We start from the raw sequence: 20,430 nt of genomic DNA on the forward strand, positions 1-20,430 counted from the left end.
GGTAAAGTTATGCAAAAAGCAGTGTTGATAACCGGCTGTTCCAGCGGGATTGGATTAATTGCAGCGCAGGATCTGCGTAATCGTGGTTACCGGGTGCTGGCCGCCTGTCGTAAACCACAAGACGTGGAGAATATGCGTCAGCTTGGGCTCGAAGGCATTGAGTTGGATCTGGACGATAGCGATAGCGTCGAACGCGCCGCTGCGCAGGTGATCGAACTGACCGGTGGTCGGTTGTATGGCTTGTTCAATAACGGTGGATTTGGCGTTTACGGCCCGTTGAGCAGTATTTCCCGCCAGCAGTTGGAACGGCAGTTCGCCACCAACCTGTTTGGTACCCATCAGTTGACCCAGTTGCTGTTGCCGGCGATGCTGCCGCACGGCGAAGGCCGCATTATTCAGACCAGTTCGGTGATGGGTCTGGTTTCCAGCGCCGGGCGAGGAGCATATGCCGCCAGCAAATTTGCGCTGGAAGCCTGGTCTGACGCACTGCGAATGGAATTGCATGGCACGGGCATTCAGGTCAGCCTGATTGAACCCGGCCCAATTTCCACCCACTTTACCCAAAACGTCAATCAGGCGCAGAGTGATAAGCCGGTGCATAACCCCGGCATTGCCAAGCGTCTGACGCTGCCGCCAGAGGCCATTTTACCCAAATTGCGCCATGCGTTGGAAAGCCCAAGGGCCAAACTGCGTTATCCGGTCACCCTGCTGGCGCACGCACTCAGCGTATTGCGTCGGATCCTGCCAGGCCGTTGTCTGGACTGGGTGTTACGCAGCAACGGTTAATTTGGCTGGCGGGGTTGAAGAATGCCGCTCCGCCCCCATTTAAAAGCCAATGGCTCCGAAAGATCAGAGAGAAAATTACATGCTAGCTCAAGCTGTTGTTGATATTAACGAAACTAACTTGCACCAGACGCTGGAACAGTCAATGTCCATGCCGGTGGTGTTCTACTTCTGGTCGGATCGCAGCCAACACTGCCTGCAACTCACCCCGATATTGGATAAGCTGGCGGCGGAATATGCCGGTCAGTTTTTACTGGCAAAGGTAGATTGTGACACCGAACAAGCCATCGCCGCCCAGTTCGGGTTGCGCTCGCTCCCAACCGTGTATTTGTTTAAAGAGGGTCAGCCGGTCGATGGTTTCCAGGGGCCACAGCCGGAAGAGATGATCCGTGAGTTCCTGCAGCGTTTCCTGCCAAAGGAAGAGGACTTGAAGCTGGCGCAAGCGACAGAATTGCTGGCTGAAGGCAATGCGGCAGAAGCACTGCCGCTGTTGAAAGACGCCTGGCAAGCGAGCCAACAACGCAGTGATATTGGCCTGACGCTGGCGGAAACCCAGATCGCACTCAACCGCTCTGAAGATGCCGAAGCGGTGCTGGCAACCATTCCGCTGCAAGATCGAGATACCCGTTATCAGGGTCTGATCGCACAGATTGAGCTGCTGAAGCAAGCCGCCGACACGCCGGAAATTCAACTGTTGCAACAGCAAGTCGAGCAGCAACCAGAGAACGTCGATTTAGCCGTGCAATTAGCATTGCAACTGCATCAGGTTGGGCGCAATGAAGAGGCGCTGGAACTGTTGATGGGGCATCTGAAGAAAGATCTCGCTGCCGCCAACGGTAATGCGCGTAAAACGCTGATGGATATTTTGGCTGCATTGGGTACCGGCGACGCATTGGCGGCCAAGTACCGTCGTCAGCTCTACTCACTACTCTACTAAATACCCGTCATACTTGAAGCTGCATCTGTGTTGGCTGCGTTTGCTCACCCCAGTCACTTACTTAAGTAAGCTCCTGGGGACTCACAAACTTGCCGCCTTGATGCAACGCCAATTATTTAGGGTATACCCTTCGTTATTTGGGGCAAATCCCCTATGGATTTCCCGTCACATCTAGGCGGCAAACGCGAGAATCCCTGGGAGCTTAGATAACTAAGTGACCAGGGTTCGAACGTGCAGCCAACAACGATGTGGCTGGAAAGACGAAGGGGATTTAGCGGTAAACCCGCACGCCGCCGTCGATCCCTTTCGGACTGAACAACACCTGCCATAACTGAATATCACGCGAACGGAAAGCGCCCGCGCAGGCATTCAGATAATAGGTGAACATCCGTTCGAAACGTTCGGAATAGCCCTCGGACAGCATCGGCCAGGCCTGTTTAAAATTCTCATACCACGCCATCAGCGTGCGATCGTAGTCAGCACCGATGTTGTGCCAATCTTCCATCACAAAACGCCCTTCGCTGGCTTCGGCAATATGGCGCACCGAAGGCAGGCACCCATTGGGGAAGATATACTTGTCTATCCAGGCGTCGACGTGGAGATTAGTTTGGTTGGCGCCAATGGTGTGGAGCAGGAACAAGCCGTCGGGTTTGAGATTACGCGCCGCAACGCGGAAATAAGTGTCGTAGTTTTTCGGGCCCACGTGTTCAAACATGCCGACAGAAACAATGCGATCAAACTGACGGTTCAAGTCCCGGTAATCCTGCAACAGTATTTCGACCTCCAGGCCTGTGCAGCGGTCTTGCGCCAATTTTTGCTGTTCGGCCGAAATGGTCACGCCGTGCACGGATACGCCGTAATTTTCCGCCGCATACTGCGCCAACCCACCCCAACCGCAGCCGATGTCCAGCAGTGACATCCCCGGCTTCAATTGCAGCTTTTCGCAGATCATTTTCAGCTTGGCCAACTGCGCCTGTTCCAGCGTATCGGCGTCTTTCCAGTAACCGCAGGAATATTGCATATAGGGATCGAGCATCGCGCGGAACAAGTCATTGCCGATGTCATAATGTTCTTTACCCACTTGCCAGGCCCGTTTCCGAGACTGGCGGTTGAATAATCGGGCATAGGCGATGCGCGCAATATCACTCAGGTTTTTCGGCAACCGCTCATCAACACCGGCTTGCAGAATGCGGGTAAACAGCGCATCCAACCGCTCGCAATCCCACCAGCCGTCCATATAACTTTCGCCAAACCCGAGCGACCCTTCCTGCAGAATGCGTTTAAACAAGGCGGGGTTATGCACCTTGATGTCGCAGGCACGGCTGCCGTTGATAGTAATGCCAGCTGCGGACAGTAATTCTTCCACAATGCGATACCAACGATCTTTTTTCGGGGCAAGTTCATCAACACTGATTGAGTCCATAACAATCCTTGGCAAGATGTCATTTCAAAAAGCATAGTCGCAAATAAAAATGACAAATATTCGAAGTGAAAAGCGACAATGCTTTTTACTGTAGCCAAGGCAGACAACATCATGAAATGAATTAAAATTATTACAAACATGCCTATTTGGAATGTTAATTGTTCAGTACCACTGATTTATTAGTCTTTACACTGCAGCTGGCGTAATATCTGTTTACATATGTCTGACAGGAGGTTTGCCATGTTTACCCTTATCCCCATCGTGATTGTCGTCGCGCTAATCATCGTATTCGCCGGCGTCAAAATTGTTCCGCAAGGGTTCCAATGGACGGTGGAACGTTTCGGTCGATACACTAAAACGCTGATGCCCGGTTTGAACCTTGTGGTGCCGTTTATGGATCGCATCGGCAGAAAAATTAATATGATGGAACAGGTGCTGGACATTCCTTCACAGGAAATCATTTCGCGCGATAACGCCAACGTCGCCATCGATGCAGTGTGTTTTATTCAGGTCGTCGATCCAGCGCGTGCCGCCTATGAAGTCAGCAATTTGGAACTGGCGATCGTCAACCTGACCATGACCAACTTCCGTACCGTACTCGGCTCCATGGAGCTGGACGAAATCCTCTCGCAACGTGACAGCATCAACAGCCGTTTACTGCATATCGTCGACGAAGCCACCAATCCGTGGGGCATTAAAATCACCCGTATCGAGATCCGCGATGTCCGCCCACCGGCCGAACTGATTGCGTCAATGAACGCCCAGATGAAAGCCGAGCGCACCAAGCGTGCAGACATTCTGGAAGCCGAAGGCGTGCGTCAGGCCGCGATCCTGCGCGCAGAAGGTGACAAACAGTCCCAAATTCTGAAAGCGGAAGGCGAACGTCAATCGGCATTCTTGCAGGCGGAAGCGCGTGAACGTGCCGCAGAAGCCGAGGCTCGCGCTACGCAACTGGTTTCCGACGCGATAGCCAGCGGCAATATCCAGGCGGTAAACTACTTTGTGGCGCAGAAATACACCGATGCGTTGCAGAAAATCGGCTCCGCTAACAACAGTAAGGTCGTCATGATGCCGCTGGATGCCAGCAGCCTGCTTGGTTCAATAGGTGGCATTGCCGAACTGTTGAAAGAGACCAAAGGCAAGTAATCATGCTTGAGCAAATTGCAGCAAACCCGCATTGGTTCTGGCTTTCCCTCGGTGGGCTGTTGCTGGCGGCAGAAATGCTTGGTGCCAGTGGCTACCTGTTATGGAGCGGTGTGTCTGCGGTAGTGGTCGGTGCAATCGTCTGGCTGTTACCGCAGTTGGCCTGGGAGTGGCAGGGGGTGATTTTTTCCGTGCTGACGGTGGTCGTGGCCTACCTGTGGTGGTACTGGCTGCGTCAACGCCCATCGGCGCCCTCTAGCGGTTCACAGGTGCTAAACCAACGTAACCGTCAGTTGATTGGCACCCGCGCCACGCTGACAGAACCGATGCACAATGGCATGGGTCGCATTAACATCGGCGACAGCAGTTGGCGCGCACAAGCCAGTGAAGACCTGGCCGTAGGCACCGAGGTAGAAGTGATCGCCGTCGAAGGCATCACTCTGGTGATCCGTGCACTGCCCCAACAATCTCGTTAACGAACAAGCCGGGTAACCCCGGCTTGCTTTGTCTATGACACCAAAGTGGTATTAACAACAGTGACGCTCGAATCTGCAGGATACTCCACGAACCATGGCAAGCTGCCATCTGCATAGCGTTCAATAATTAAATGCACTTTCTTTCCACGAACAGCGGGTTTGACCTGTGGATTACCCATGATTTTCCAATCATTAACTCGTGAAAAACCCATGCCAAATAGTTTAATTGCGGAGTCGATAGCATCCGCCGTTTGTTGAATAACGAGATTTTGTGGCAGTAAGGTAACGTCGGCTGTGGTTTGCAAACAAACAGCCTTGCTGTTATTTACTATAAGGTTATCAATATTGGCATTAGACTCCATGATCACAACAGGAAGTGTATTCGTTGCCAATTGACTGTTGAAAATCAAACTGCCAATCGTAACAGGCTGTCTGATAACACAAAGCCGTTCAGCATTAGCATAATTACTGGCATATTCATTAACTCTAATCTCATCGATCACCAGACCATTCATCGCAATGTAGAGTGCCTGATTACCCGCAAGGCGTTCAAACTTTAACTTACCAATACGGCAATCTAACTGTATACCTGATGCGCTCAACCCCGGATGTATTTGGCATGACTTGATTGAAACGTCATCGATAACAGTACCCTTAGATCCATCGTGTAATTCAACACCTCTCAGGCATTTTCCTGCAGTAACATTTCGAACTCTATGTCCGCTGCCATCAGTATATACTGCCGGAGCTCCATTTAATATGGCGGAAGAATTAGGATTGTTAAGATAGTAGCAGTCGCCAATGCTAATATGTTCGCATAGATTGTTTTCCCCTGAAACAATAACACCACCGCCCCCCCAGCTATTACAAGTGACATCAATAATATAACAGTCAGAAGTTGCAGCGCCATCTTGCCCAACGGCAAAAACAGACCCAGATAGATAACCAGGCTCAAACGTGCTTGCGGGTATACCTGCGCCAGCGATGGTAACTTTGGCTACAATATTTTTAGTCCCCTTCATCAAGAACCCATCACCCAGGCAATAGCCGCCAATGATATTACTCACAACATTATCTGAGTTATTAACCGTGAATAAATTATCCCTGCACTCATCAATATTCACATCAAAAGCGACGGAGTTGCCCATCAATACCATACCGTCACAGAATCCCCGCACAGTCATATGGTAAAAATAACTTTTATCCCCAGCAACAAAACCGTTATGTGCAGACACCTGATGATAAACACTTTCACGCTTTACCCAGCCATATAACATACCGCCAAACATTTCCACGCCATGTAAATAATCATAGGCTTCAGGTGTAGAGGTTTGGTTGGCAAAAAATGGTTTCAGATGACCGGGTTTAGCCTTAATGGTTGCCCCATTAAGATTAATAACTTTCTTATCAGGCGTCCCATTTTTAATCCGCACGGTGTCGGACGTCATGTAGGTCGCACCCTGTTGGCAAACGGTGTCATACGCCGTCAAAAAAGCCGCGGTTAACGCACGGGTATCATCTGCAATACCATTCCCTCGCGCACCAAACATATTTGGTGATACCAGAGAGTGGCTGTTCAATACACGAACCCATGTCCACTGTGAATTAGGCTTTATATAAATACCTGCATCATCAATAAGGCCGGGATCATTAGATGCAATGAAAACCCCGCCGCCAGATTGTAACTTATCTTCTCCGTGCCAATCAGGATAGTAAGAGACAACCTCGATGGACTCCCCAGCAGTGGTTGGGATAAGGGTTCGTAATGTTGCGATATCAGGGCAAGTATTCATAACAGAAAGCCTCTTAGTGAGTGAAGTCCTCATGGACATAGCAACAATAAGAGGTGTTTCAGCAGGGAAGAATGTAGATAGGTTGTATGACTGTTCAGCGGACAAAATCTCAGTAATCTCGCTGATAGTCACTGCTTCTTTTACCTTTTCTCTGTATGGCAGCACCCCGCCAGATTATTAATGATTGGGCAGTCTGCTCCGTCATCGCCTGGGCATTGATCCGCCAGCGCCAATAAACGCTGGCGCATCTCACCCAATTCGGCAATGTGCTTTTCAATATCCGCCACCTTTTGCAACGTGCGCGCTTTCACATCGGCGCTGTGACGGCCCGGATCGTTGAACAACCCGACCAGTTCGCCGCACTCGTCCAGGTTAAACCCCACCTGCCGCGCCTGGCGTAGCAACGTCAGCTCTTCGATGTGCTTCGGGCTGTAGCTGCGATACCCGTTATCGGTTCGGATTGGTGCAGTCACCAGGCCTTTTTCTTCATAAAAGCGAATTGCCTTGCTGGTTAAGCCGGTTTTTTTTGCCACGTCGCTGATATTCATTCTTCCCCCTTGACCTTCCCCTTGCTGGAAGGTTTAAGCTTCATTCTTAGTGAAAACAGGTCAAGCGGTCAACCTTTAAACACCGCACTTGAGCGAGGGAATCGAATCATGTCACAAACTACCGTGCTGGCATTGCAGGGGCTAACCTGCATGAATTGCGCACAACGGGTGAAAAAAGCCCTGGAAAGCCGCAACGATGTTGAACAGGCAGAGGTTAATGTCCATTACGCCAAGGTCACCGGCGATGCGCCAAGTCAGGCACTGATTGATAGCGTGATTGCCGCCGGCTATCACGCCGCTGTGGCGCAACAGGCAGATACCGAACTGCAGTTGAATGGCCTGAGCTGCATGCACTGCGCCGCCAGCACGCGCAAAGCGCTGGAAGCCGTGCCGGGTGTGATCGCCGCCGATGTCAGCATTGATAGTGCTAGGGTTTATGGCGATGCCGCTCCCGAGGCGCTGATCGCCGCGGTTGAGGACGCCGGATATCATGCCAGCGTTACCGGAGCCATCATCCCCCCAAAATCTGAGCCGTTGACTGAAACAGCGCCAACTTTGCCGGAAACCCAGGCAGCGGCCCCGCATTCCCTTCCGGTAACCCACAATGATGATGATGACAGCGTGCAGCTGCTGCTCAGCGGCATGAGCTGCGCCAGCTGCGTCAGTAAAGTTCAAAATGCGCTGCAGAACGTACCGGGCGTAGCGCAAGCACGCGTTAACTTGGCAGAGCGCAGTGCGTTAATCACTGGCAGTGCCGATCCGCAAACACTGGTTGCCGCGGTCGAAAAAGCCGGCTACGGCGCAGAAATGATCCAGGACGAAACCGAACGCCGCGAACGCCAACAGCAGACTGCGCAGGCTAACATGAAGCGCTTCCGTTGGCAGGCCGCGCTGGGGCTGGCGCTGGGTATTCCGTTGATGGCATGGGGGGTGTTCGGTGGCAGCATGTCGCTGACGCCGGAAACGCAGCGCCCATGGTTGCTGGTCGGCCTCATAACCCTGGCCGTCATGGTGTTTGCCGGCGGGCATTTCTACCGTAATGCCTGGCGCGCATTGATGAACGGCAGCGCGACCATGGACACGCTGGTGGCGCTGGGTACCGGTGCGGCCTGGTTATATTCGATCAGCGTAAACCTGTGGCCAGATTTCTTCCCAATGGCGGCGCGGCATCTGTATTACGAAGCCAGCGCCATGATCATCGGTTTGATTAATCTGGGTCATGCGCTGGAACAACGCGCTCGCCAGCGTTCATCACAGGCGTTGGAACGGCTGTTGGATCTAACACCGCCGACGGCACGACAGGTAACCGAAGAGGGTGAGAAGAGTATTCCGTTAGCGCAAGTGCAGCTTGGTATGACATTGCGGCTGACTACCGGTGATCGTGTCCCGGTTGACGGTGAGATCATTCAAGGTGAAGTCTGGCTGGACGAAGCGATGCTGACCGGCGAGGCAGTCCCCCAGCAGAAAAGCATTGGCGACACCGTTCATGCCGGTACGGTAGTCGATGATGGCACCGTCTTGTTTCGAGCAGGTGCTATCGGCAGCAAAACCACACTGGCGCGCATCATTAAGTTGGTACGTCAGGCGCAAAGCAGCAAGCCAGAGATTGGCCAACTGGCGGACCGTATTTCTGCGGTATTCGTCCCCGCAGTCGTCGCCATCGCACTGTTGAGCGCCGCAATTTGGTACATCTTTGGCCCGCAGCCGCAATTGGTTTACACGCTGGTGATCGCCACCACGGTACTGATTATTGCCTGCCCTTGTGCGCTAGGGCTGGCAACGCCGATGTCGATTATCTCTGGCGTAGGACGCGCTGCGGAATTTGGCGTGCTGGTACGCGATGCCGATGCATTGCAGCAAGCCAGCCAGCTGGACACATTGGTCTTCGATAAGACCGGTACTCTGACAGAAGGCCAGCCACGCGTGGTGGAGATCCTCACCTTTGCCCCGATAAGCGAGCAACAGGCGGTGTCTTGGGCTGCCGCGTTGGAACAAGGTGCCAGCCACCCTTTGGCACGGGCCATCGTGGATCATGCCGGTGAACAAGCGTTGCCGCAGGTTGAGAAGTTCCGCACCCTGCGCGGCGCCGGCGTCAGTGGCGAAGTGGACGGCGTGAAGCTCCTGCTAGGCAATGCGGCACTGCTGCAACAGCATCAGGTTGCGATCACCGCTGAGCTGGATACTCAGATGCAGCAACAAGCGGAACGCGGTATTACGCCAGTATTGCTGGCTGTCGACGGTAAACCCGCTGCGCTGATTGCCATCCGTGATCCCCTGCGTAACGACAGCGTTGAGGCGCTGCAGCGCTTGCATCGTCAGGGCTATCAACTGGTGATGCTGACCGGTGATAACCCGGTGACGGCTAACGCCATTGCCAAAGAGGCCGGTATCGACCAGGTCATTGCCGGTGTGCTTCCTGACGGTAAAGCCGAGGCCATTAAACGGTTGCAGGCACAGGGCCACCGGGTAGCCATGATCGGCGACGGCATCAACGATGCCCCGGCGCTGGCGCAGGCCGATGTCGGCATCGCAATGGGCAGTGGCAGCGATATCGCGATTGAAACCGCCGCCATCACCCTGATGCGTCACAGCCTAAACGGCGTTGCCGATGCGCTGGAACTGTCTAAAGCCACGCTGCGGAATATGAAGCAAAACCTGCTCGGGGCCTTTATTTACAACACGCTCGGCATTCCTATTGCCGCCGGCGTCCTGTATCCGCTGACAGGTACCCTGCTCAGCCCGGTGGTCGCGGGTGCCGCGATGGCGTTGTCTTCTATCACCGTCGTCAGTAACGCCAACCGGCTGCTGCGTTTTAAACCCAAACGCTGAATGCCGGCGGGGCGCAAATCACTGCGCCCCGTTTCCTTTGAGATAATTCCTTCACTCTTCAGGCTTTCTTGTATGCCGGTTAGCGTTTAGCATGGGGAAAAGGTTACGCCCTTTCCCTTTCAAGCTGAAAGGCGAACAAGTTCTCCAGGAGTCACGTTGTATGGGTCAACTGTTACGTCGTATCGCTGCCTTTTTCGGTCTGATTTCCCCCATGACCTACGCTTACCCGGCACTCGACATCCGCTTGCCTGGCGATCGCCAGTTCCATTTGGTCGGCAGTATTCATATGGGCACGGTGGATATGGCCCCGCTGCCCGCTAAACTGGCCGCGCGCCTCAAGCAAGCAGATGCCTTGATTGTTGAAGCCGATATCACCGACTCCGCCTCTCCTTTTGACCACGTTGAACGGCAACCGGAACTTGAACAAAGACTCTCCGAACCCGAGTTCCAGCAGTTATTAACGCTATGCCAGGAATTGGGCACGGATGCAGAAGCATTCTCTACTCTGCCCGGCTGGCAAGTGGCGCTGATGATGCAGGCACGACAGGCTCAGCGGCTTGGCCTGCGTGCCGAGTACGGGGTGGATTATCAGTTATTGCAGGCCGCCAGGGCGCAGCATAAAAAGGTGATCGAGTTAGAAGGTGCACAGCAACAGTTGGCGATGCTGGAACAGTTACCGGAAGGCGGCATGGCGCTGTTGCGCGATACGTTGGAACACTGGCACACCAACGCCCGCCTGCTGCAAACCATGGTGAGTTGGTGGTTGGATGCAAAACCCAGAGGCGCACTGGAAACCCTGCCCGCTACGTTCAGCGCGGGTTTGTATGATGTGTTGATGCATCAGCGCAATCGCGACTGGCGCCAAAAACTGGAGAGATTGCCGGCGGGTAATTACGTGGTAGCGGTAGGTGCGCTGCATTTGTACGGCGAAGATAACCTGCCAGCGATGCTGCAAGCAGAGTAAAAAAGTGGCCAATATCGCTACTGGCCAGTCAAAGAGGAATTTCTTGTATTTTAGTTATACGCATAGCAACCGTGTTAACGGTTACAATAGACAGGGTAGCAACCTAGTGAACATATTGGCAACCCGCTTTACGTAACAGTCTCTCAGGTTGCTGTTACCGTTATATTTTTGTAATTTTATTGCCTCGCCTTACAACTTCCCCTCAGGGGGAAAGAGGAAAATACCATGACGCCCGCAGTGATCCTGCTTGAGAAACAAAAGGTCGCATTTACCCTTCATCCGTACCATCACGACAGTGCAGAAACCCATTTCGGCGATGAAGCAGTACAGAAGCTTGGGCTGGATGCCGACCGCGTCTATAAAACGCTGCTGGTAGCACTGAATGGCGATGCCAAACACCTGGCCGTCGCGGTTACCCCGGTCGCCACTCAATTAGATCTGAAAAAGGTCGCCCGCGCGCTGGGTGCGAAGAAAGCTGAAATGGCCGATCCGCTGTTGGCTCAGCGTGTTACAGGTTATTTGGTGGGGGGCATCAGCCCACTGGGGCAGAAAAAACGGCTGCCGACGGTAATCGACAGCCCTGCGCAGCAGTTCGCCACCATTTACGTCTCTGGCGGCAAACGCGGGTTGGATATCGAGCTAGCCGCAGAAGACCTGTGTCGATTACTTTCAGGTAGCTTCGCCGATATCGCCAAACGCGACTGAACAGCCGGGAACATCTGCCCCCAGCCCCCCGTGTAAGTCCCCCGTCTCATAGATATAACGATGAGACGGGGCTAGCGGGCACAGCCACCGCAGAGACAACGTTGACGATGAAGGGTAAAACTTACTGATAGACGATCTCACCCTTCGGCTCATACGCCGCCGCATCCAGCGGTGAGTGCTTCTCGATATATTGCTTCAGCACTTCAGCATCGATAAAACCGGTATTAACATAGCTCGGCAGGGTATCCAGCTTCGGATAGCCATCACCGCCCAACGCATTGAAGTTCAGGGTCGCCATGCGGTACGTTTTATCAGCCTGTAGCGGCTCACCGTTGATTTTGACATTGCTGACGCCCTGTTGGCCGTCCGCCGTCAAGCTGACATTGGCAAACTGCGCGTAGGCCCCGGAATCCACTTTCATATTGGCCACTACCGCCAGGTATTTTTCTACGTCGCTGCCTTTCATCTCGACGTAGACCAACGTATTGCCAAATGGCTGTACCTTAAGCACGTTCTTGTAGGTAATGTCCCCCCCCTCAATCGAGTCACGTACACCACCCCCACTCATCACCGCAAAGTCAGCTTCGGCACGTTCCATTTGCGCAGCCAGCAGCACGCGCGCCAGATTGGTCTGTACGAAACGCACCTTGCTGCGATCGCCCTCCAACTTGCCGTTCACGCTGCCAATTTTCACGTCCAGCTGCGCCTTGCCCTTCTCCTGGAACGGCGTCAGCAGCTTCATCATCGACGGATCTTCTGCGATCTGCTGGGTGTAATACACGCGTTCACTGGTACCGTCGGCTTTCTCTACCTTTTTCTTCAGGTTGACCGGGATCAGTTGATAATGCATTAGCTTCAGCTCGCCATTACGGAACTGGAAATCGGCGCGGCCCACATACTTACCCCACTCATGCGCCTGCACGATCCAGGTGCCGTTCTGACGATCCGGCGAGCACGGCGTACCCGGCACATAATCTACCTGCTTGTGGTTCTCACTGGCCATGCACACAGGATCCTGCGAGTGGCCGCCGACAATCATGTCCAGATAGCCGGCAGGCAGGCTGCGCGCCATTTCGACGTCGCCAGGCGCGTTGGAACCGTGTTGACCGTCATCATAATGACCCATATGGGTCGCAGCGATAATCACGTCCGGCTTTTCGTCCTTACGCAATTGCTCGACCACCTGTTTGGCTTCCTGCGCTGGCACGCGGAACTCGATGTCGGTGAAATATTCCGGGTTACCAATCTTGGCTGTATCATCGGTCGTCAGGCCGATAACTGCGATCTTGATGCCCTGCTTATCAAATAAGGCATAGGGTTTAAATAAGCGTTGCTGGGTGCTTTTCTGATAAATGTTGGCCGACAACAGCGGGAAGGTTGCCCATTTTTCTTGTTGGCGCAATACGCTGAGTGGATTGTCGAATTCATGGTTGCCAATCGCCATCGCATCGTAGCCCACCAGATTCATGCCGCGAAAGTCCGGCTCGGCATCTTGCAGGTCTGACTCAGGTACACCGGTATTGATATCACCGCCCGACAGCAGTAACAGACTCCCGCCTTTGGCTGCAACATCCTGGCGAATGCTGTCGACCAACGTCTTCTGCGCGCCCAAACCATACTCACCGTGATCGTTCTGCCAAAAATGACCGTGGTGATCGTTGGTGTGCAAAATGGTGATGTCGTAGGTCTTATCCTTTTCCCAGGCGCTGGCGGCTCCCGACAGGAAAGTCAGGGACACAGCCAAGGCGCATGCGGTGGTCTTGAACGAAAAGCGCATGGCGGAACTCCATATGATTATTAACTGTTTTTTTGAGATGGACGAAAGTGTAGCGCGAAACGAAGGCAACTAATTTCAATTTTTTGCGATGTGCGTCAAATTATGTCGGATATGGCAAATATTGACCAACTTGCTAAGATATCTGCTCTGTCCTCTAAAACTTACCAGGCTAATAATAAAATGACCGACCGTAGCGATACTGCCATGCCACCGGCCAAAGGCAGCGCGGTTAAAGGGACTGCATTCTCGATTCTTGGTGCCATCAGCGTCTCTCACCTGCTTAACGATATGATTCAATCGCTGATCCTGGCGATTTACCCGATTCTGCAAGCCGACTTCAGCCTCAGTTTCGTACAGATAGGTATGATTACGCTGACCTATCAGCTAACGGCGTCTTTATTGCAACCCCTGATTGGCTACTACACGGATAAGCATCCGCAGCCGTATTCGCTGCCGATCGGCATGGGCTTTACCCTGTGCGGGTTACTGTTGCTGTCTGTCGCCAATACCTTCCCGCTGGTTCTGCTGGCAGCGGCACTGGTTGGCACCGGCTCTTCGGTGTTCCACCCGGAGTCCTCTCGCGTAGCACGCATGGCTTCCGGTGGTCGACATGGCCTGGCGCAGTCGCTGTTCCAGGTTGGCGGTAACTTTGGCAGTTCCCTTGGGCCACTGCTGGCAGCGTTGATTATCGCGCCTTATGGCAAGGGTAACGTCGCCTGGTTTTCATTAGCGGCACTGTTAGCTATCGTCGTGTTATTGCAGGTCAGCAAATGGTACCAGCTGCAGCATCGGGCAACAAAAGGTCAGCCTAAAACGGCCTCTTCAGTGAAACAGCTGCCAAAACGTACCGTTACCTATGCCATTGGCATTCTGCTGATACTGATTTTCTCCAAATACTTCTACCTGGCGAGCATAAGCAGCTATTACACCTTTTATTTGATGCATAAGTTCGGTGTTTCAGTGCAAAATGCCCAGTTCCATTTATTTGCATTCCTCTTCGCCGTGGCGGCAGGAACCATTATTGGTGGCCCGATAGGTGACAAGATAGGAAGAAAACGTGTCATTTGGGGCTCAATCCTCGGCGCAGCCCCCTTCACACTTGTTTTACCCTACGCATCACTCTATTGGACCGGCATTTTGACGGTGTTTATAGGAGTAATCCTCGCGTCAGCGTTCTCCGCCATTCTGGTTTATGCCCAAGAGCTTATTCCGGGTAAAGTCGGCATGGTTTCCGGTTTATTCTTCGGCTTTGCCTTTGGTATGGGCGGGTTAGGCGCGGCAGTTCTTGGTTATGTCGCAGATTTGACCAGCATCGAGTTAGTCTATCAAATATGCGCTTTCCTGCCGTTAATCGGCATTATCACTGCATTACTGCCCAATATCGACCATAACTCGCAATAACCCTGCTTTAACACCGGTTGAATGCTGCCATTCAACCGGGTCTTCCTCAACACAAATCCATGTTATTTGACTTATTAAGTGTTAAATCCCCTCATTGGCTAGTAAAAGACGGAATCCTCTGCTTTTTCACAAAATAGCTCAATTTAGCTAAGCGCAACGCGAACAAATGCAATAAACTAAATGTATCTTTTCGTAACTTTGTTGCGTTTCCCCTCTGCTGCCATGCATAGCTAGAAGGAGTCTGGATGCATAATTCAACACCGTTAATCACCACCATTGTCGGAGGGTTAGTACTCGCCTTCCTCCTCGGTATGCTGGCGAATCGCCTGCGCATCTCCCCGCTGGTGGGGTACCTTGCCGCAGGTGTGCTCGCTGGCCCTTTTACCCCCGGTTTTGTTGCCGACACCTCGCTGGCACCGGAACTCGCGGAAATCGGCGTGATTCTGTTGATGTTCGGTGTTGGCCTCCATTTCTCTCTTAAAGACCTCCTCGCAGTAAAACATATTGCCATTCCCGGTGCCGTGGCACAGATTGCCGTCGCCACCTTGCTGGGTATGGGATTGTCGAAGCTGTTGGGCTGGGATTTGATTTCCGGTCTGGTGTTTGGTCTCTGTCTGTCCACAGCCAGTACCGTGGTGCTACTGCGGGCACTGGAGGAACGCCAGTTGATCGATAGCCAACGCGGGCAAATCGCCATCGGCTGGCTGATCGTCGAAGATCTGGCGATGGTGCTGACGCTGGTGTTACTGCCCGCGTTCGGCAATATGCTGGGCAATAACAACGCCAGCAGCGGCCAGTTGCTGATTGAATTGGCAATGACCATTGGTAAAGTTATCGCCTTTATCGCGCTGATGATTGTGGTTGGCCGTCGCCTGGTGCCGTGGATCCTGGCGAAAACCGCCAGTACCGGCTCCCGCGAGCTGTTTACCCTGGCCGTATTGGCGCTGGCACTCGGCATTGCCTATGGCGCAGTGAAACTGTTCGACGTTTCATTTGCACTGGGGGCATTCTTTGCCGGTATGGTGCTAAATGAGTCGGAGCTGAGCCATCGAGCGGCCCACGACACCTTACCGCTTCGCGATGCCTTTGCCGTCCTGTTCTTTGTATCGGTCGGCATGCTGTTTGATCCAATGATTTTGATCAACGAGCCTCTGGCGGTATTGGCAACGCTGGCAATTATCGTGTTCGGTAAATCGCTAGCAGCCTTCCTGCTGGTGAAAATGTTCGGTCACTCCAAACGCACCGCGCTGACCATTTCTGCCAGCCTCGCACAAATCGGTGAGTTCGCCTTCATTCTGGCTGGCCTTGGGATCACGCTGGGCATGATGTCAGAACACGGTCGTAATTTGGTGCTGGCCGGGGCCATCTTGTCGATTATGTTGAATCCGTTACTGTTCACGCTACTCGAGCGTTATCTGGCCAAAACCGAAACCATTGAAGATCAGATACTGGAAGAAGCGGTAGAAGAAGAGAAGCAGATCCCGGTGGATATGTGCAACCACGCGCTAGTGGTGGGCTATGGCCGTGTTGGCAGCCTGCTGGGGGCCAAATTAGCCGAAGCGGGCATTCCGCTGGTGGTAATCGAGAATTCGCGCCCACGGGTTGAGGCACTCCGTGAACAAGGCATCAAAACGGTGCTGGGTAATGCCGCCAATCCAGAAATTATGGATCTGGCACGGCTCGACTGCGCACGTTGGTTATTGCTGACCATACCTAATGGTTACGAGGCCGGTGAAATCGTGGCCTCTGCGCGGACCAAACGGCCAAACATCGAAATTATCGCCCGTGCGCACTACGATGATGAAGTCGCGTATATCTCCGATCGCGGCGCAAATCAGGTGGTGATGGGTGAGCGGGAAATTGCCAACAGCATGCTGAATATCCTCAAGTTGGATACACTGACCGAAGAAGAGAAAATGGGCGGCTGTCCGATCTGATGTGACGGGTCATCGAGATAAAAAAGGTCCGGCATGCCGGACCTTTTGCTTTTTACCGTTCCCAGTAAGACTCTTCCAGGCTATCTTCCCGCTCTGGCAAGCCGCGCGTCAAACGTGGTGAGTGCTGGTTCAGCACCTGATAACTGACGCGGTTAGCGTATTTACACACCTGCGCCAACGAAGAGTAGGTCAGATAACTGCGAACGTGCTTGCTGGAGTTAGGCACGTTATTACGGTGGTAACCGTTGGCCGCGATATCATGCAGCAGTGCCGACAAGGCCCCATCACCGGCACCGTTGGTGTTCATGATTTTCTCAGGCCCGCCCATGTATGGCGCGATATGCGAATAGATGCGGAACGGATTTTCACAGCTTTCCCGGCGCATGGCACGGCTGAACTCATAGCGGTTGAATTCGGCAATATGCCCCGGCAACAGCGGATGCTGGGTTTCCCGCTTATTGGACTCTTCGGTGTAACCCGCCATATACAAGCCATTTGGCCCCGCGGTGCACAGCACCAGATCCACCCATTCAAGCGCCATGTCAGAAGCGGTGAGTGGATCACTCAACCCGGTCAACTCCAACGCTTCATCTTCGTTCATCGCCAGAATTGAGACGTGTTCTTTTAGGAAATCACGCCACCACTGTGGATTGTCGGCAATGACATACTTGGTTCCCAGCGTCAGTACGACGGGTACATCGTGCTTTTTGGCAAATTCGATCGCCTGCATGGTGGCAGCCGGCATCGGCTCTCCTTCCTTGCAACGCACCAGGTAAGATGTCAGCACTAGCGCAGAAGCGCCGGCAATCACCTCTTCCTTCACGCTTTCCGGTCGCAGTTGGTTCATCTGCCCAGGGCTGATAGCAAAGGTACGCTCACCGCTTTCGCTAATCAGCGTAAAACAGCGGCCAATGGCACCGTCAACCGCCTGCAGGTGGTTAAGATCGGTACGGCTGGAGGTGTTGCACAGATAGCGATAGGCATAGCTGCCGATCTTGATGTTGCTGCACATCACGCCGAGCAGGACCGAACGGTCATCTGCCAGTACCGAATAGTTGTGCAGCGTATTGCCGATGGTGCCGCCGGCAAATTGATGGGTGATCAGATTATTGTCGAGCAATTCCTGATACAGCGCTTCGGCGACGTCATCCTCAATCACCAGAGAGTGCCCCAGGCTCAGGCCATAGCGCTGGACGAAAGTGTCATCCACTTTTGCCTCAATATCCACCAGCGTCTGGTCGATACCGACGACATAAGAGGTGCTGATTTCATTTTCAGGTTGAACCTGCTGTAAAAGCGGATCGCGGGCGTTCACCGGAAAATAGTGTTTGGACTTACGTTTACCAGGAAATTTCATTTAATTGGCGGCAGTGGCAGTTAACAGGCAGAGAATGTTAGCACATTCCTGCCCGATTGATGATGGCTGTCACCATTTTGCGCATTGAGGATCAGAAGCGCTGTGCCACCAGTTGCTGCATCATATCAATATGCGCCGGATCGTCGTTCAGCGCAGAGATATACTCGAACTTCTCACCGCCGGCATGAAGGAAGATCTCGCGGTTTTGTTCCTTGATCTCCTCCAGCGTTTCCAGACAGTCCGCCGAGAAACCGGGACAGATAAGCTGAATATGCTTAACGCCCTGCGCGGGTAAGCTCTTGAGCGTTTCATCGGTATAAGGCGTCAACCAGGGCTCGCGACCAAAGCGCGACTGGTAGGTCATCATTACCCGATCCGGCGCCAGCGGTAAGGTGGCCGTCAGCGCGCGCAAAGTGTCTTCGCAACGCTGCGGGTAATCGTCGCCCAGGCGCGCATAGCGCTTGGGAATACCGTGAAACGACAGCACTAAACGATCCGGTTGACCATGCTCGGCGAACGAGCGTTCAACGCTTTCACGCAAAGCAGAAATGTAGGCCGGGTGTTCGGCATAGTCGCGGATGAAGCTGATCGACGGCAGGCGACGGTATCCCTTCAATATGCGGGCCACGCCGTCCCATACCGCTGCACTGGTGGAACAGGAGTATTGCGGGTATAACGGCAGCACCACCAGATTGGTTACCCCCTGCGCCAACAGCTTGTCTATCGACTCCCCAAGGCTCGGTGAGCCGTAGCTCATGCCCAATTCAACCGGCGTATTTGGCATACGAGCGGCCAGCGCACGCTGCTGACGACGGCTGTAGACCAGCAATGGCGAGCCTTCGTCCATCCAGACCGACTTATACAGCTTTGCCACCCGCGGCGAACGGATTGGCAGGATCGCACCGTTGAGGATCGGCCACCAGATCAGTGGGGCGGTATCCACAACGCGGTCGTCACTGAGGAATTCCTTCAGATAGCGTTTTACCGCCGACGAGGTCGGAGCATCCGGCGTGCCCAGGTTCACCAGCAATACCCCGTGTTTCTCTTGCTTCATCTCAGTTCCCCTTGATTCCTTGCAAGCTAACCCCCCGTTCTGGGTCAGGGGGTTAACGTCGATTAATGGCGCCTATTGTAACGGAAAAGCGCCTCGTCGGAACCGATATCAGCAACAGGCGTTGCCCATGATAAAGGGAATGGCAGTTAGCCCTGTGCCAAGCGCCAGACGGCGGCTACATTACGCGCAGTGACTTCCAGGTTATTGGCCGCCTCCGCCAATGCGTCCTCTAACGAGACGACACGATCGAGCACCGAAAAGGCCGCGTCAATGCCATGTTGGTGCACCACCTGATAATCTTTCGACAGGCTGCCGGCAATGCCGATCACCGGCAAACCATAACGCTTGGCTACCCTCGCAACGCCAATCGGCGTTTTACCGTGGATTGATTGGCTATCGAGCCGCCCTTCGCCGGTGATCACCAGATCGGCATCGCGCAATGCCTCGTCCAGCCCCAAGGTTTCAATCACGATCTCGATGCCCGGTCGCAGCCTGGCGTTGAGCATACCAAGCAATGCGGCCCCCATGCCGCCCGCCGCACCGGCCCCCGGCATATTGATCACCTCACGGCCGGTTGCTTGCTCCAGCAAGGTGCCGTAATGACGCAGCGCCGCGTCCAACTGCGCAACCATTTCTGGTGTTGCCCCCTTTTGCGGGCCAAACACTGCAGAGGCCCCATGCGCACCACACAGCGGATTATCTACATCACAGGCCGCGGTCACACTGACCTGCTGCAAACGTGGATCCATGGCTGAAAGATCGATATGCGCCAGCTGCGCCAGTGCCGCGCCGCCCGGTAGCAATAGATTTTGTTGATCATCCAGCAGCTTGGCACCCAGCGCCTGCATCATACCGGCGCCACCGTCGTTAGTGGCACTGCCGCCGATGCCAAGAATAATCGCCTTCACACCGCGTTCTAGCGCTGCCAGTATCAGTTCACCGGTACCGTAGCTGGTGGTGATCCGTGGATCACGCTGCGCTTTGGGTGCCAGGTGCAGGCCAGAGGCCGCAGCCATCTCAATAACGGCGGTTTCCTCATCCCCCAGCAACCCGTAAAAAGCCTGTACCGGTTGGCCCAACGGCCCCGTAACCTCAACCCTGACGATTTCCCCGTCGGTAGCGGCGACCATTGAATCCACCGTACCTTCACCGCCGTCTGCCATCGGCAGCTTTACATACTGCACCTGTGGGTAGACTTGGCGGAACCCACGCTCAATCGCCTCGGCCACCTCCAGCGCGCTCAGGCTCTCTTTAAACGAGTCCGGGGCAATAACCACTTTTTTCAGCGTTTTCATCAGTATTC

At 53.8% G+C, this 20,430-nt stretch carries 16 protein-coding genes; 9 read left to right on the forward strand and 7 right to left on the reverse strand.

From position 1 onward, the window contains the following. The first annotated feature begins 9 nt into the window (after nt 1–9). Together AC2FC2_RS10415 and AC2FC2_RS10420 are read left to right on the forward strand one after the other, a co-directional pair. Nucleotides 10–786, forward strand: a complete 777-nt coding sequence (locus AC2FC2_RS10415) for an SDR family oxidoreductase (protein WP_265554527.1) — start codon at nt 10–12, stop codon at nt 784–786. Between the two features lie 79 nt (nt 787–865). Next, nucleotides 866–1,720, forward strand: a complete 855-nt coding sequence (locus AC2FC2_RS10420; RefSeq protein WP_209636448.1) for a co-chaperone YbbN — start codon at nt 866–868, stop codon at nt 1,718–1,720. 271 nt (nt 1,721–1,991) lie between these two features. Here AC2FC2_RS10420 and cfa read toward each other — a convergent pair whose 3' ends face one another. Further along, nucleotides 1,992–3,143, reverse strand: a complete 1,152-nt coding sequence (gene cfa / locus AC2FC2_RS10425) for a cyclopropane fatty acyl phospholipid synthase (RefSeq protein WP_490659183.1) — start codon at nt 3,141–3,143, stop codon at nt 1,992–1,994. 240 nt (nt 3,144–3,383) lie between these two features. On the opposite strand from cfa, the gene AC2FC2_RS10430 reads away from it, so the two are divergent. Beyond that, nucleotides 3,384–4,289, forward strand: coding sequence for an SPFH domain-containing protein (locus AC2FC2_RS10430; protein WP_037417867.1), 906 nt, complete (start codon nt 3,384–3,386; stop codon nt 4,287–4,289). A 2-nt stretch (nt 4,290–4,291) separates the two neighbouring features. After that, on the forward strand, nt 4,292–4,762 hold the full coding sequence (locus AC2FC2_RS10435; RefSeq protein WP_209636453.1) for an NfeD family protein: 471 nt from the start codon (nt 4,292–4,294) through the stop codon (nt 4,760–4,762). Between the two features lie 32 nt (nt 4,763–4,794). On the opposite strand, the gene AC2FC2_RS10440 is transcribed toward AC2FC2_RS10435, so the two are convergent. Beyond that, entirely contained in the window at nt 4,795–6,687 is a 1,893-nt protein-coding gene (locus tag AC2FC2_RS10440) for a putative phage tail protein (protein ID WP_490659184.1), read from the reverse strand. Between the two features lie 8 nt (nt 6,688–6,695). Next, nucleotides 6,696–7,103, reverse strand: a complete 408-nt coding sequence (gene cueR, locus AC2FC2_RS10445) for a Cu(I)-responsive transcriptional regulator (protein ID WP_209636456.1) — start codon at nt 7,101–7,103, stop codon at nt 6,696–6,698. A 108-nt stretch (nt 7,104–7,211) separates the two neighbouring features. Here cueR and copA point away from each other — a divergent pair, with 108 nt between their 5' ends. The 3 genes from copA to ybaK all read left to right on the forward strand — a co-directional run bounded on the left by copA (nt 7,212) and on the right by ybaK (nt 11,601). After that, nucleotides 7,212–9,932: a copper-exporting P-type ATPase CopA gene (gene copA / locus AC2FC2_RS10450; protein ID WP_490659185.1), complete on the forward strand. Its 2,721-nt coding sequence runs from the start codon at nt 7,212–7,214 to the stop codon at nt 9,930–9,932. A 160-nt stretch (nt 9,933–10,092) separates the two neighbouring features. Continuing rightward, a complete protein-coding gene (locus AC2FC2_RS10455; RefSeq protein ID WP_265554539.1) occupies nt 10,093–10,896 on the forward strand; it encodes a TraB/GumN family protein in 804 nt (267 codons plus the stop codon). Between the two features lie 225 nt (nt 10,897–11,121). Continuing rightward, nucleotides 11,122–11,601 carry a Cys-tRNA(Pro)/Cys-tRNA(Cys) deacylase YbaK gene (gene ybaK / locus AC2FC2_RS10460; protein ID WP_209636462.1) on the forward strand — a complete coding sequence of 160 codons (480 nt, stop codon included), beginning with the start codon at nt 11,122–11,124 and terminating at the stop codon, nt 11,599–11,601. Nucleotides 11,602–11,722: 121 nt separating this feature from the next. Here the strand turns inward: ybaK and ushA are convergent, their stop codons facing one another. Continuing rightward, nucleotides 11,723–13,378, reverse strand: coding sequence for a bifunctional UDP-sugar hydrolase/5'-nucleotidase UshA (gene ushA, locus AC2FC2_RS10465; protein WP_400768414.1), 1,656 nt, complete (start codon nt 13,376–13,378; stop codon nt 11,723–11,725). Nucleotides 13,379–13,558: 180 nt separating this feature from the next. Here ushA and AC2FC2_RS10470 point away from each other — a divergent pair, with 180 nt between their 5' ends. Beyond that, entirely contained in the window at nt 13,559–14,779 is a 1,221-nt protein-coding gene (locus AC2FC2_RS10470) for an MFS transporter (RefSeq protein ID WP_209636466.1), read from the forward strand. 245 nt (nt 14,780–15,024) lie between these two features. Then, nucleotides 15,025–16,716, forward strand: coding sequence for a YbaL family putative K(+) efflux transporter (ybaL, locus tag AC2FC2_RS10475; protein ID WP_209636468.1), 1,692 nt, complete (start codon nt 15,025–15,027; stop codon nt 16,714–16,716). 52 nt (nt 16,717–16,768) lie between these two features. On the opposite strand, the gene AC2FC2_RS10480 is transcribed toward ybaL, so the two are convergent. From AC2FC2_RS10480 to AC2FC2_RS10490, 3 genes are all read right to left on the reverse strand, one after another. Then, nucleotides 16,769–18,073, reverse strand: coding sequence for an inosine/guanosine kinase (locus tag AC2FC2_RS10480; RefSeq protein WP_209636470.1), 1,305 nt, complete (start codon nt 18,071–18,073; stop codon nt 16,769–16,771). A 91-nt stretch (nt 18,074–18,164) separates the two neighbouring features. After that, complete coding sequence (hemH, locus tag AC2FC2_RS10485) at nt 18,165–19,127, reverse strand: ferrochelatase (protein WP_209636472.1); 963 nt, start codon at nt 19,125–19,127, stop codon at nt 18,165–18,167. 146 nt (nt 19,128–19,273) lie between these two features. Continuing rightward, complete coding sequence (locus AC2FC2_RS10490) at nt 19,274–20,422, reverse strand: glycerate kinase (protein WP_490659186.1); 1,149 nt, start codon at nt 20,420–20,422, stop codon at nt 19,274–19,276. Nucleotides 20,423–20,430 lie beyond the last annotated feature (8 nt).

The organism is Serratia sp. CoH_122_TC_1 (genome assembly GCF_058191755.1).